General features: G+C 44.8%; 14 protein-coding genes. 4 read left to right on the forward strand and 10 right to left on the reverse strand.

Annotation, left to right across the window (positions count from 1 at the left end):
• Positions 1-75: 75 nt before the first annotated feature.
• The 4 genes from secF to KIT90_RS14775 all read right to left on the reverse strand — a co-directional run bounded on the left by secF (position 76) and on the right by KIT90_RS14775 (position 4278).
• Positions 76-978, reverse strand: a complete 903-nt coding sequence (secF, locus tag KIT90_RS14760) for a protein translocase subunit SecF (RefSeq protein WP_009704757.1) — start codon at positions 976-978, stop codon at positions 76-78.
• 2 nt (positions 979-980) lie between these two features.
• Positions 981-2819 carry a protein translocase subunit SecD gene (gene secD, locus KIT90_RS14765; RefSeq protein WP_041053495.1) on the reverse strand — a complete coding sequence of 613 codons (1839 nt, stop codon included), beginning with the start codon at positions 2817-2819 and terminating at the stop codon, positions 981-983.
• 166 nt (positions 2820-2985) lie between these two features.
• A complete protein-coding gene (locus KIT90_RS14770; protein WP_285377294.1) occupies positions 2986-3465 on the reverse strand; it encodes a hypothetical protein in 480 nt (159 codons plus the stop codon).
• A 144-nt stretch (positions 3466-3609) separates the two neighbouring features.
• Positions 3610-4278 carry an SH3 domain-containing protein gene (locus KIT90_RS14775; protein WP_270050293.1) on the reverse strand — a complete coding sequence of 223 codons (669 nt, stop codon included), beginning with the start codon at positions 4276-4278 and terminating at the stop codon, positions 3610-3612.
• 90 nt (positions 4279-4368) lie between these two features.
• On the opposite strand from KIT90_RS14775, the gene KIT90_RS14780 reads away from it, so the two are divergent.
• Positions 4369-4995, forward strand: a complete 627-nt coding sequence (locus tag KIT90_RS14780) for an ATPase (protein ID WP_270050294.1) — start codon at positions 4369-4371, stop codon at positions 4993-4995.
• A gap of 175 nt (positions 4996-5170) precedes the next feature.
• Positions 5171-5401, forward strand: a complete 231-nt coding sequence (locus tag KIT90_RS27830; RefSeq protein ID WP_078609136.1) for a hypothetical protein — start codon at positions 5171-5173, stop codon at positions 5399-5401.
• 56 nt (positions 5402-5457) lie between these two features.
• On the opposite strand, the gene KIT90_RS14785 is transcribed toward KIT90_RS27830, so the two are convergent.
• Together KIT90_RS14785 and KIT90_RS14790 are read right to left on the reverse strand one after the other, a co-directional pair.
• Positions 5458-6072 carry a bifunctional 2-polyprenyl-6-hydroxyphenol methylase/3-demethylubiquinol 3-O-methyltransferase UbiG gene (locus tag KIT90_RS14785; protein ID WP_054823755.1) on the reverse strand — a complete coding sequence of 205 codons (615 nt, stop codon included), beginning with the start codon at positions 6070-6072 and terminating at the stop codon, positions 5458-5460.
• A 44-nt stretch (positions 6073-6116) separates the two neighbouring features.
• Positions 6117-6572, reverse strand: a complete 456-nt coding sequence (locus tag KIT90_RS14790; RefSeq protein WP_285377298.1) for an Lrp/AsnC family transcriptional regulator — start codon at positions 6570-6572, stop codon at positions 6117-6119.
• Between the two features lie 149 nt (positions 6573-6721).
• Here KIT90_RS14790 and KIT90_RS14795 point away from each other — a divergent pair, with 149 nt between their 5' ends.
• Both KIT90_RS14795 and KIT90_RS14800 read left to right on the forward strand, forming a co-directional pair.
• Positions 6722-7648, forward strand: coding sequence for a DMT family transporter (locus KIT90_RS14795; protein ID WP_285377299.1), 927 nt, complete (start codon positions 6722-6724; stop codon positions 7646-7648).
• Between the two features lie 93 nt (positions 7649-7741).
• Positions 7742-8404, forward strand: a complete 663-nt coding sequence (locus KIT90_RS14800; protein WP_285377300.1) for a PilZ domain-containing protein — start codon at positions 7742-7744, stop codon at positions 8402-8404.
• A gap of 57 nt (positions 8405-8461) precedes the next feature.
• On the opposite strand, the gene luxQ is transcribed toward KIT90_RS14800, so the two are convergent.
• The 4 genes from luxQ to KIT90_RS14820 form a co-directional block, all read right to left on the reverse strand.
• The gene (luxQ, locus tag KIT90_RS14805) at positions 8462-11041 is read right to left on the reverse strand and encodes a quorum-sensing autoinducer 2 sensor kinase/phosphatase LuxQ (protein ID WP_038893588.1); all 2580 of its coding nucleotides are present in this window, start codon (positions 11039-11041) and stop codon (positions 8462-8464) included.
• A complete protein-coding gene (locus KIT90_RS14810) occupies positions 11041-12138 on the reverse strand; it encodes an autoinducer 2-binding periplasmic protein LuxP (protein WP_009704766.1) in 1098 nt (365 codons plus the stop codon). Before KIT90_RS14810 ends, luxQ begins: the two co-directional genes overlap by 1 nt.
• A gap of 361 nt (positions 12139-12499) precedes the next feature.
• The gene (locus tag KIT90_RS14815; protein ID WP_285377301.1) at positions 12500-12814 is read right to left on the reverse strand and encodes a GIY-YIG nuclease family protein; all 315 of its coding nucleotides are present in this window, start codon (positions 12812-12814) and stop codon (positions 12500-12502) included.
• Positions 12811-13464 (reverse strand): YceH family protein, encoded by a 654-nt coding sequence (locus KIT90_RS14820; protein ID WP_009704768.1) that lies wholly within the window; start codon positions 13462-13464, stop codon positions 12811-12813. The genes KIT90_RS14815 and KIT90_RS14820 overlap by 4 nt, the downstream gene beginning before the upstream one ends.
• Between the last annotated feature and the right edge of the window lie 88 nt (positions 13465-13552).

Below are 13552 nucleotides of genomic sequence, written 5' to 3' on the forward strand. Positions count from 1 at the left end.
GTTTCTCGTTTCTCTAGATAAAAAAGCGCCACTCAAATTGAGTGGCGCAAGCACTTTTACCTTAAACACCAAGCATTATGGTGCAGTGTCGATCTCTACTGGTAGGTAGTGTTTTGGTTCTAGCTTCAACCATTCAGGAAGCACCGTACCAATCGAGATGGATGACCACGTACCTGAAAGTACGCCAATAAACATCGCTGTTGAGAAGCCAGCCAGAGCCGAGCCGCCCATAATCCACAACGCCCCAACAGTGATCAGAGTCGTACCTGATGTCACCATTGTACGAGAGAATGTCGCCAATACCGCTTCGTCGTTGATTTGCTCTGTTTTCCAGTTTTGCTTAGCCACCAGCAGTTCACGAATACGGTCTGCGATGATGATCGAGTCATTGAGCGAGTAACCAAGGATCGCCAGAATAGCCGCAAACACCGTTAGGTTGAACTCCATTTGTGTAATCGCAAAGAAGCCTAATACCAAAATAACGTCGTGGGCTAATGCGAATAGAGAACCACTCGCTAAACGCCATTCAAAGCGGAAACATAAGTAACCAAGAATCGTTAGTACCGATACTAATAGTGCCAAACCACCTTGATCGAACAGGTCTTGACCCACTTGAGCACCAACGATGCTGTTACTCACCACATCCACTTGGTGTGAAATAGGCTTAAGCACATCAGCTACGCTCGGTAGTGTTTGACCTTCTGCAGGCGCGGAGTAGCGAATCACCCAACGGCCATCTTCACCTGAGCGTGTTACTGATGTTGATTCACCAAGCTTAGGTTGAAGTGCGTTAAGCAGATCATGGTTAGTCAGTTGTTTATCGACTTTCACTTCAGTAACCATACCGCCAGTGAAGTCTAGACCTAGGTTAAGCCCTTTCATACCAAGAGCAACCAGAGCAATAATCGTTAGAATTACCGATACTACAGTCGTGAAGTAACGAATCTTGCGGATATTTTGTTTTAGCATTTCGACCATGATTAAACCCTCACATCACGACGGCCATCGCGGCCCCAAATTAAATTGATCATTGCACGAGAAGCGAATACGCCAGTAAACATACTGGTCATCAGACCCAAGCCTAGCGTTAGCGCAAAGCCTTGGATCGGACCGTTACCAATCGCGTATAGAATCACGGCAGTGATCATGGTGGTGATGTTGGCATCAAGGATAGTTGCGAATGCACTGTCGAAGCCTAGGTCGATCGCTTGAGCGAAACTGCGACCTTCACGCATTTTATCTTTGATACGTTCAAAGATGATTACGTTGGTATCTACCGCCATACCGACAGTCAGAACCAAACCGGCAATACCAGGAAGCGTTAGCACGGCACCAGGAAGCAGTGCGATTAGACCAAGCAAGCAAAGCATGTTTGCACACAAAGCCACGTTCGCAACCCAACCAAGACGGCGGTACCAAAGAGCCATAAACGTCAGAGTTAGACCCATACCAAGTGCAAGAGCAGCAAAACCGTTTTGGATGTTTTCTGCACCTAGAGAAGCACCAATTGTGCGTTCTTCAACAATGGTTACTGGCGCAGTAAGAGAACCCGCACGTAGAAGCAATGCAAGTTGCTGTGCTTCATCCATGCTGCCCGCACCTGTGATGCGGAATTGGCTACCAAGTTGAGACTGGATAGTTGCAACACTGATGACGCGCTCACTACGCTCAGTCATACCACGTTCGTCAGTTTTGTACTCGCGGTATACAGTCGCCATTGGTTTGCCGATGTGTGTTGCAGAGAAGTCACTCATCTTCTTACCACCCGCGTGGTCTAGAGAGATGTTTACTTCAGACATGCCCATTTTATCGACGCCCGCACGCGCGTTTACAATGTGCTCACCTGTTAGTACTGGACGCTTAGTTAGGATTACTGTGCGGCCATCGTTGTCTTTCAGAACGAGATCTTGGCTACTACGTGCTTGACCTGCGTCTTTTACTTCGTAGAACGCAAGACTTGCTGTTGCACCGATAACGTTTTTCGCTTGAGCAGGGTCTTGAACACCAGGAAGCTCAATACGAATGCTCTCTTTACCTTGGCGTTGAACCAACGCTTCAGTAATACCCAACTCTTCGATACGACCACGCATGATCTTCAAGTTTTGTTGAAGTGTCGTGGTTTGGAATTCTTGGATGTTTTGTTCACTTGGTTGAAGTTCAAAACCACGGTCTGAACTTGTCATTGTCCAACCTGGGTAGTTCTGACGAATGAACTGGCTCGCCGCTTTTAGGCCCGCTTCGTTTTCGCTGTTTACTGCGATGTGGTTGTGCGCTTCTGCACGAACTTGAACGCCACGAACACGATCTTCACGAAGGCTTGCTTTGATCTCGTCAACGAGTGCATCACGTTGTTCTTCGAAAGCTTTGTTCACATCTACGTTCAGTAGGAACTGCACACCACCGCGAAGGTCGAGACCAAGTTTGATAGGGCTAAAGCCCATTTCATTCAACCATTCAGGCGCAACAGAAACGTAAGAGAACGTAATGTTGTCATCTTTGTCTAGCTGTTCGTTAAGCAATGCACGCGCTTTACTTTGTGCGTCTTCGCCATCAAAAACGATGGTGGTTTTGCCATCTTTCTCAATGATCTTAGACGCAGGAATGTGGTGTGTTTTCAGCAATTGGTCTAACTGAACCACAGACATTGCGCTGTTGTTTTGGTCAGCAAACGTCACCTGAATAGAAGGCTGCTCACCAAACCAAGTTGGAATGGCACTTAAGGTTAAAATGATAATGGTCGTGATAAGTACGACGTATTTCCATGCTGAGTAATGATTCAGCACTTTTCTGGTTTTTTGTGGTTTTGGTGTTTTCTTCATGTAAACATCATCCCTTCACTAAACAGTGAAGTTTTCAATAATTGGATTCAAGACACGACAAAACGCTCACCTGACTAAAATGCAGGTACAGAATGCCCAGAGCTTCAATCGCTCTGTCGAAGAGTTGTCGTGTTAAGAACGCACAAGATGTGCAGAGTGATGGTGCTTACGCAGAAAACTGACTATTGAGAGCGACGTACATGGCATTGGTTTCTTTCCAGCCGGAAAGACGATGGTCGCTTGCGAAGTGATTAAATACGGATTGGTTTTGACGCCAGCTGATGTCCATTAGGCTATAAGCGTAGCCAGCATCAGCGTAGAAAGGCGCATTTAAATCGCCAATGAAATCAATGTGTTCATCGTCGATATTCTCACGCAGATGCGATGTCCAGCGCTGAGAATTAAAGATGGCCAGTGAATCTTGAAGCGCATGCCCTTCAGAAACTGGAGACTGCGTGCTTTCTTCAGTCAGTTCAGAGAAATCAACCGGAGAGTTCGACGCAGAGCTGCTCGCCGTAAATGGCTGCAGTTTAGAAAAGTGAGGCAAATAGGATTTTTGTTCTGTTTGTGCAGCCGACGCCTGCATTGGCGACAAAGCCATTGCAAGAAGCAACAAAAACAGTTTTCTAACGTAAATCCAAGGCATGATAGCTCACTTAAAACAAAACGAGCCGAGTTCTTCAACTCAGCTCGGAGATAGTATTCCTATTGCTTATACTTAACAACTAAAAAGTTATAAATCTCTGTTTTCAATCGTGGAAAGCAATGGCCACAAGGGTTGAGGCTACATTCATCGATAAAATATTTCGCCTTTATCCACATCTAGGTAGATTTTGTTTTCTTGTTCCAGCCCGCCACAATAGATGAAATACACGTTACGCTTCTTATAGGTAACTGAGCGAACCCAACCACCGAGCTCTTCGAAATCACTAGGGTCACAGGTTTCATCATCAAGCAATTGCTGCGTTTTGTTGCGGAACATATCTAAATGCGTTTTTAAATCGTCTGATTTTTGCAGGTAGCCATCCAAGATTTCCAAACGCTCTTGTTCTTTGATAACTGGCTCTGCATCAGACAGCCCTTTTGAATCCACCCACTCAGCAGTTTCTTCACCACCCTCTTCATACACGATGTAATCTGATAAACGGAACCAACCATCGGCTTTTTCAAGCACAGAGACTTTCTCACCTTTGTAGAGAGTATCAACGATTAAGGCTTGGTTCTCCGGCTTGTTGTACACGTTAATGCGTCGCTCAGTCACGTAGTATTCGGTGATTTCCGGTGCTGGAGCTTCGAGATCCATGATCGGCTTTGGCTTTTCTTCTGGCTCGCTTGGTTGCTCAGGCTCTGGCTTTTGCTCAACCACTGGCTCGTCTTTTTGCATAAAGAAAAAGTAGTACCCGGCTCCTGCTCCGCCTAATAGAAACAAAATGGCCAACGCTATCAGGGCTTTCTTCATGTTCGATTCCTTTTTTGTTCCTTATGCAGTAGACGCTTCCACACTAACTATACTGATAGAAGATGCATAGCTGACGCGAAACCAATTAACGTGAAAACAAATAATTTCAAAACCAATAATCGTAAAACCATACATTCCAAAACAATGAACCTGAAAGCCATAAGCATGAAAAGAATGATGAACAAGTTCAGTTGGATATTGCTACTCCTGCCTTTTCCCGCTTTGGCAAATCTTCAATGTGATCACGCATCGTGGAATGACAATCTTACCCAATTCAACCGTTTAGAGTCCAACTACAATGAGCATGCAAATTTGTTTAATGAGAGGTTGAGAGAGCACAATGAGCACCAGTTGCTCTCACAAACCTTCTCAGTTGATGAGCTCACCAATCTTTGGCGAACCCCTTCCAATAAAACCATGTTGAAAAAGCAATTGTTGGAGTCCAAAGAGCAACAACAAGAGTTTATTGAGATGTCGCGTTCCATTAATGCCTTGATGCACCACTCACAAAACATCGCAGAGAATTGGAAACGTATTGTTTTTTACTGCCAGAAAGGGGGTTCCAAATCGAATGAAATTTCCGCCAACTGGTATCTCACCAACACCCTTGAGATGCAGGAAGAGTTCCGCGTTTTAGCGGGTAAATATCTCACCTTAGCTAACCAATACGGTAAAGAAATCGAAGTGATAAATTACGCAAAAAATGTTTCCGATTAAATCTGTTCATATTGGGATTGTTCCCTTTTTAAAATTGAGCAATTAATAGACAAACAGGTCAAATAATAGAGATGTACGTCACAATAACGCTTTACTTGCGACCAGTTTTTGGGTAATTTACCCATTAACAAAATTTAATATAAAGTCACATTTGGCTGGAGATGATGCTAAACCAATGGTTATCAATCGTTTAAGTAACAGGGATTGTCCTAATGCTACCAGAGCCAAGTTTTTGTCAGTAGTTAGGCACGTTAAAGAGTTTGGTTCAATCAGTGATTTGGACCTTTGTAAAATCTTTGGAGAAACAATTTGGAGCGATGGGAGGGAATACCATTCAGCCGCGTTCTCATTCAAGGTTGATAGACACACAGGCAACTGTGAGATCTCAAAATACAAATACCAATAAGGCTTAAAAGAATACGCAAACGGAGGCAGGAAACTGGCTCCGTTTTTTATTGCGCGCTATTTGCTCAGCTTAGGCATCACCACCGTGAAATCGTGGTCGGAATATCCTTCAATGAGATAACTCCTTTCACTCAGCAATTTGCAGTAACGCAACACGCCCTCTTTATTATGGGATTCTAGTAATCTCATGCTCGGTAGTTTGGTCTCATCCAGAAGATTAAACGCACATGCGATGTTCGCCGCATGATACATCTTCTCTATCATCTCTACTGTATGATTCGGGTTTGCCGACTGGTAATTCAATGAACCCGAAGCAATCACGTAGTCCAACTTTGGCAACACCAATTTCGAAAAGTCACCACGAATAAATTGAGTCTTTGTCCGGAAACTGCGCTTGCGAGACTCCGCGACAAACTGTTTTTGCTGATCGATGCCAACATAAAGGCTTGGGCTGCTGCCCTTTTGTTCGATGAACGTCAATAAGTCTCCATAACCACACCCAATATCAAGAACGCTTTTGCCATCTAACTCTAGATCCCGGCATAGAGCTTCAAAGCGCGTGATTTGGCTAAAAGTGTCTTGCCAACCAAGTGTTCTCGCTTTGTCGTCACCAAACTGCTTGTGTCTTTTGCGGTGATAGTGTGCGATCCGTAATCTATCGAGCCACTTCATAATGCCTTATTACCTTTGTATGGGTTAGCCGTGAATCGCCGTATTTATGAGTAAATTGGCAGGTTACCATTGCCCTTCACTTGGCGGATGGCCAGATGCGTGTGGATGTCTTTGACGTTTTCAAGTCGTTGTAGTTTACGCGTGAAAGCTTCGTACCCAGTGAGATCTTTACTCACGACCTCTAACAAGTAGTCATAAGCGCCAGAAACTACATGGCATGAAATCACCTCTTCCATATCGCTAATCGCTTGTTCAAAATCATCAATAGAGGTCGCTTGATGGTTGTTTAGACTGACTTCTACGAACACTGTCATCGCAATCCCGGCTTGTTCGCGAGAAATTATTGCACGGTAACCACTGATCACGCCCTCTTGCTCTAGGCGTTTTATTCTTCGCGCGCAAGGCGAAGCAGAAAGCCCAACCTTATCCGCGAGCTCGCTTGTCGTCATTGTGGCGTTTTGTTGGATCAAATCCAATAACAGTCGATCAATTTTATCCATTACACCTTCCCTGCCAAATTTCACCAAACAATATTCATTCTAAGATGAAAATCGCTAAGTTCTAATTATATTCGGTCATATTTTGCCACCATTGAGCGTCACTTTCATTCGATAATTAACACATTATTTACAAACGCACGGAACGCCTTATGGCACTTGGATACGCCGCAATCATCACAACGTTATTTCTTTGGTCAGGCTTTTTTCTCTCACTACGCGGAGGCGCGATATCAAACCTTCAACCCGCCGACATTGCGTTAGCGCGCTTTCTTATCCCTGCCATTGTGCTGCTTCCATTCGTTCTAAAGTCTTTGGATAGCATCCGTGCTGTACCGAGCAAATACTTGCTGGGCATCGTTGTGGGCAGCGGTCTGCCTTATCTCCTGGTCGCTGGTACAGCGATGCACTTTGCGCCCGTCTCTCATGGCAGTGCACTTATCCCTGGCACATTGCCGCTATTTGTCTCTGCGATCGCAGTAGTGTGTTATCAACAACCGTTAAGTCAACATCGCATTATCGGCTTATCCGCAGTTTTACTCGGCATCCTGATCTTCTTGTTATCTAACGTAGGTGTAGAATACAACTGGCTGCAATTAAAAGGGCATCTTCTATTTTTGGTTGGCAGTTTGATGTGGGCAGGCTTCACCATCAGTGCGCGCGTCGCCAATTTGAGTGCATATGTTTGTGCTGGGTTTGTTTCTCTGATTTCATTTGCACTACTGATCATCGCGGTTGGTTTTGGCTGGCTTGATAGCTACCTTGCAACAACGCCTGTCAATCAGTGGCCTTGGAATGAGTTGTTTGGTCACTTGATACTACAAGGCATAGGCGCAGGCTTGTTGGCTTCGTTCACCTTCCTTTACGCAGTCAGAACCATAGGTGCAGAAGCCAGTGCGGCATTTGGGTCACTCACGCCCGTATTAGCAACGTTATTAGCAATTCCTGTCTTTAACGAACAACCAGATACTCTCACTTGGTGTGCGCTGCTGTTCGTTACCTGCGGAAGCATCGTCGCAAGCAATGTTCTGATGAAACAAGATCCTAGCCAAAATTATCAGCCTCCCGTTCACAGATAAGAATAAAACTGCATAACTTTTCATCTCGCCTATTGAAAGCAAAAACGGCGATTTGATAACCTGTCTGGATAATAAATTAAAACGTCAGAAGTTATGCCATCCACTCATACTAAAGATGAACTGAATAAATTCCTAAAAACAGGGATGCGACTCTCAATTAACTTTGAGTTTGGTCAGGACGAAAAGTACATTTACGCTGCGACCTATCTGGGACTAAAAGAAAACGCTTATATCATTCTCGATATACCAACGCGTCTGCTAGAAGAACAAGCGCTAAGAAAGCTCAGCAACGTAGATGTGGTTATCCGCGGAGTGTCAGACACCGATCTTGGGCATGTTGTCGCTTTCAAAACGAGTGTGTTGATGAACTTAGTTCGTCCTTCGCCATTGCTGTTTATTCGAATCCCTGCAACGTTTGCAACGAAGCCAGTACGAGAGCATGAGCGCTATAAATTGCAGCTCGATTGCGCGATCGACCACATGAGCAATAAATACGATGGCTGTTTGGTCGACTTCTCACTTTCTGGGTGTGGTATATCCACTCTAATTGAACCAGAGTTTGCCGTTGGGGATAGAATCACGATTGAGTCCCCTCTAAGTGGCTACATTGATGAAGACAACCGCTGCTCTATCGCCAATATCAAGAAGCTACAAAAAGGCTGGATTGTTGGGGTTAAGTTTGAAAAGCCTCTCGATATGACGGAAGCACTTAAGAATGAACTGCTAGAGCAATCTTTTTCGGCCAGCACTATTTAAGATTTGGCAAACAATCAGATACAAAAAGGGAGCATTTCGCTCCCTTTCTCTTTTTCATTATGTTCTTTCAAGCAAGAACCGCTGCTTAAAATCGACAAACGCCTCATGTAATGCGTTTTCTTTTATCGGCTTAAGTAAGACATAGTTCGCGCCTGCTGCCATAAACGCATCGCTGGTTTCCTTCGCGGTATCCGCTGTACACGCATAGATTGGCGTGCCTAAACGTAAGTTCTGACGAATCTCATGTGTTGTCTCGATACCACCAAGGTGCGGCAACTGGTTATCCATCAAAATGAGGTCATAGGTGTTATCAGCAAGAAACTCCATCGCTTCCAAACCATCTTTCGCCCAATCCACCTGCATCTTGTACTTCTTACAGAAAGCCTGAAGAATAAACGCATTGGTGTGGTTGTCTTCCACCAAGAGCACTTTCAAACTCTCATCGAACAAGAGTTCTGGCTTAACACGTTGACTGACCTCTAAAGGCCTCAATACGCGTTCACGATCCTTCACTGGGAGCGTCACAACAAACGTGGTCCCCACCCCTTTGCTACTGCGAACTTGAACGTCACCTTCTAGCATGTCGACAAGGTTCTTCACGATGGTCAAACCTAGGCCGCTTCCGCCGTACTCACGTGTGGTCGTTGCCTCTTCCTGCACAAAAGGTTCAAACATTTGATCTAGTTTGTCGGATTCAATACCAATACCCGTGTCGGTGATTTCCACCACCAAAACGCTGTTATCTGCGCCGTAGAATTGCTCCAGTTCGGCATTCAAGCGAATCGAACCAGAAGGAGTGAACTTAACGGCATTGCTCACCAAGTTAAATAAAATCTGGTTGAGACGAACTTGGTCAGTGAAGATCTCGACATTCGGATCAAGTTTGTTCTCAATAACCAACTCGACCCCTTTGTTCGCACAGATTGGACGGTAGATGTTCTCCAACGTCCGCATCGTGTCCGTGAACGAGAATGGGTGTTTCTGAATATTGAATTTACCCTGCTCTATCTTCGAGAAATCAAGAATGTCGTTCAATACCGCCAACAGATGTTCGCCACTGTGACAAAGTACGTCGATTTGATTCTTCTGTTCTTCCGTTTCTACTGAATCCTTAAGCAACTGAGCAACACCAAGAATGCCGTTGATAGGCGTGCGGATTTCATGGCTCATCTTGGCAAGGAAATCGGCTCGTGCTTGCGCTGATTTCTCCGCTTCACGACGAGCAATATTACTCTGCTTTTCGGCTTCGATAAGCGTTGTAATGTCTTGGCCTTGAACGATGATGCCACTGATATCGCCATCAACACGAATTGGTGACAAGTTCCAACGGTAGATCTTGTTACCGATAGGCACATTAACGCCCGTCAATGTCGCGCCTTGTGCGGCCATCTTGAGGTGTGGCGTCAGTTTGTCTTTAAAGCCTTGGAATACCGGATGCATCGTTTCATGGTCGTCTTCAATCACTAACTCTTTGCGCGCTGCAGGGTTCATTTGAATCAAGATGCTTTCTTCAGACCAAACCATGATTGGAGATAGCGCAAAATTAAACAGGTCTCGGAACGACTTTTTCTGTGCTTCTAGTTCTTCAAAGGTACTTTCTAGGGTTGAGCCTATGTGATCAAACTCTTCGATATCCGAGCCACCAAATCGTTCAAACCCCTTCTCCTCTCGCGCAGAGCGAGTATAGGACATCAAAGATTCCAACTGAGCCGCCACTTTGCTTTCAATCCACTCTTTGGTCATGAGCGCAATCATGATCATACCGATGATAGAAGCGAGCATGGCCAAAATGTGTTGGATTTGTAACGTCACGACGCTTTGGTTGTCTTGTACCGTCAACAGGCAAAGCTCGGTCGTCACCGCATTCACTTCAATTGGCGTTTCAATCACCAGCAGTTTATCGAGCCTTCTGTCTGAAGCTTTACGGTGCAGCACGTCCACCACATCATAAGGCTCATCACCAATCAAAGAGTTAGCCAGAGGAACGTTATTGGCAATCAAGACGACGTTATCGACGTTACTCTCGCTCTTGAGTTTTTCCATCAACGCAAAGTTGTTGTCCAACACAACGGCATTGAACGAAAAGCCAAGCACCTCGCCAGTTGGTGGGTCTAATACAGGTACTCGACGAATCAGCATGTGCCTTGACCCAATAGAGGTCATCACATTCACGTAGTACCAGTTGTTGCTAAAGGTCACTCGATTAGCAAGGCTATCCAGAATCAGGTCATTCACACCATAGAAGTGTGCATTGCCATCGTCCCAAATGATGCCTTTGTGATCGGTCAGAAAGCGAAATTCTGGTGTGTGTGACGGGTCACTCTGGTCGATGCTGAGAAAAAAGAAGTTGAGTGCATCCGTATTTCGACTGGTGTAAAAGTCACGAATCACTTCACTTTTGGAATTGCTGTCATGATGTATTTGAATCGCAGCAAAGTGGCTATCAAAAATATTGTGGATCAGTGCTGAGGTTTGTTGCTTCGTCCTGTCTACTTCTTGCCAGATTATCTGCTTGGAGAAGTAGTAGCTCTGAATGAAAATCCCTAGAATGATCGGAGCAAGAACAAGGATGATGATCTTTGTAATGAGCGTCGCCAGAGAGCGACGCTTTTTTATGTTTGATCGCGTTGTCGTCATCAATTATCTGAATATCTAAATGCACGCTTTTTAAGCGCTTCGATTCGTTCCGGTGAATCCGCCTTTGTGACAATTTCAAAGTCACCGGAGTATACGGTTGGCACTGGCTTTCCTTCCAAGTCCCACTTAATGGCTTCTGCCATGGCGATGCCAGTATCGTCATTCATACGCATGACGGTAATGTCTAAATCGCCTTTTTGAATAGCGTCTAGCTCAGCAGAGCCTCCACCCCATCCGTTAACCATAATGTCGTCACGACCCAACTCAGCCAATGCATCGACAGCGCCCAAGGCCACATCGGTCGAACACGCATAAATAAAATCAACGTCTGGGTGTTTCGCTAAACTCGCCTTCGCGGCCTCATAGCCGGATTGCTTAGTTGCTTTCGTGTAGTACGCTGATTGTAGCTCAAAGTTATTGTCACGGTTAACTTGGTGAATGAAAGTGTCACCTCTTACGTCGCTAATGTACCCTTCAGAAAAGTAAAGCACACTGTAATATGTGTGTTTTGGGAAGTACTTTCCGAATTCTGTTGCGAGTTCACGACTGCCTTCTGCGTGGTCGAACCCAACATATAAGAATGGCTGATGCTTATCCCATTCACGCACTGGTGTAGTGATATTTTGTAAGATTAATTTGGTGTTGGTGGAATCTAATACGTGCTCAACAAATTTACGGTGTCTTGTCGTATCAAGCGTGAAAATCAAATAATCGGATTTACTCTTCAGCGCCTCCATTAATGACAAGCTCTGTTGCTTAATATCGGCATTTGGTCGTGTAAATACTTGGTTGATTTGATAGTTGATATTCAACTTGTCTAATCGTTTTTCAAATGCAGCGATGTTTCTTACCCAGTAATCGGACACTTGTTGCCCTGGATAAACAACCGATATTTTGAGTGGACGCTTTTTGGCTTTAGAAAGCGGAACAGGACGCTCTCGAACGGCTTCCGCCAACGCATTGGTCAGTTTTCTCTGCTCAGGAAATTCATCTAAGAATTCTTGATATGCCCAGTACCCATTCAACACTTGAGTGGCGTGGGTAACTGGAGAAAAACTCACCATAGAAATTAAGGAAAATAGTAACGCTTTATTCATTTGTTGCTCATTTAGTTTTTTATGGAGCATGGAGCTGCTCTATTTTATTACCTAGCCGAGTCATCCTTTACCCTATTAATTTCATCTTCCATAAATTGTCCGTTTCTATATAAATATTTTTGATATAAAGCCGAACGGACATCAACGTATTATGTGGTACAAGCGCCCGAAATGATACCCACAAGCGCCAAAAATAAACCGCCATTTGAAGGCGGTTTATTTTTTGACATAATTAGTTATTAATTTAGAGGACAAACGTTGAACTAGCTGCACAATTTTGCACTTTTTGACCGATTGAGGGTTGTACTTGCTAGATTTAACTCAAACGCCTATCAAGCAACTGGATGATCTCTTAGCGTTGTTATTTACGCGTTTGAAATGCAAGCAATTGGTCTTCACATACCTGAATATCCGCGCTTTTTTGCACCAACAGTTCTTTCTTCGTCTTGGTAAGCTGCTTGATGAAATATTCAGCCTTCATTGCCATGCTTTTGTTCTCAAAAGAACAGGACCACTCTAACGTTAGCGGCCCTTTTCCTTTTAAGGCTTTCGCGCCTTTCCCGCTCTCGTGCTGCTTGAAGCGTCGCTCAACGTTATTCGTCACACCGCAATACAGCGCATTGCGGTTATTACGAATCAGGTAGACGCTCCAGTTCTGCTCGGCAGTCTCACTCATGAAAGTAGAGATTCAACCTGCTCTTTTAGCGCTGCAAGCTCTTCACGAAGTTCCGCGACTTCTTGTTCTAATTGAGCAATACGCTCAGAACCCGCAGAAGAAGGGGCTGCACTTGCTACTGCTAACTCACTCACATCCACTTCACCGCAGAATAGGTGCATGTAGCGTGATTCACGTTTGCCAGCTTCACGAGGAAGTTTAACCACAAGTGGACCTTTCTCATCACTTGCTAGATGCTCAAGTACGTTTTCGACTTCTTTTACATCATTGAAAGTAGCCAGACGATTAGTACGAGTGCGGATTTCACCTGGAGTTTGCGCGCCACGAAGCAACATGCAGCATACGATGCCCTTTTCTTGCTCCGTCAGTTTTAGATCGCCAAATTCAGTATTGCAGAATCGATGTTGGTATTTGCTCACGCGGCTGTTAAAACCACTTTCGTCGCTGACTAGACGGCGTTCAATTAGCGCATCAACCGCATCCAGTACATCGGCTTCGGATAGCGACATTACTGGTTCGCGGTTACTTTTTTGGTTACATGCGTTAGTCAGCGCGTTAAGGCTTAGAGGGTATTGGTCGGGGGTGGTCACTTCTTTTTCGATTAAGCAGCCAATTACTCGTGCTTCAATTGCCGTTAGCTCAACTTTCATAATGCATTTCCTTATTATTGTTGCATTTGAATTTGGGTATCAGGCTAAAGCATAGCGCATGGACCTGACACCCTTTGCGAATCGGGTT

The organism is Vibrio sp. B172a, assembly GCF_030248355.1.
Lineage (GTDB): Bacteria > Pseudomonadota > Gammaproteobacteria > Enterobacterales > Vibrionaceae > Vibrio > Vibrio owensii.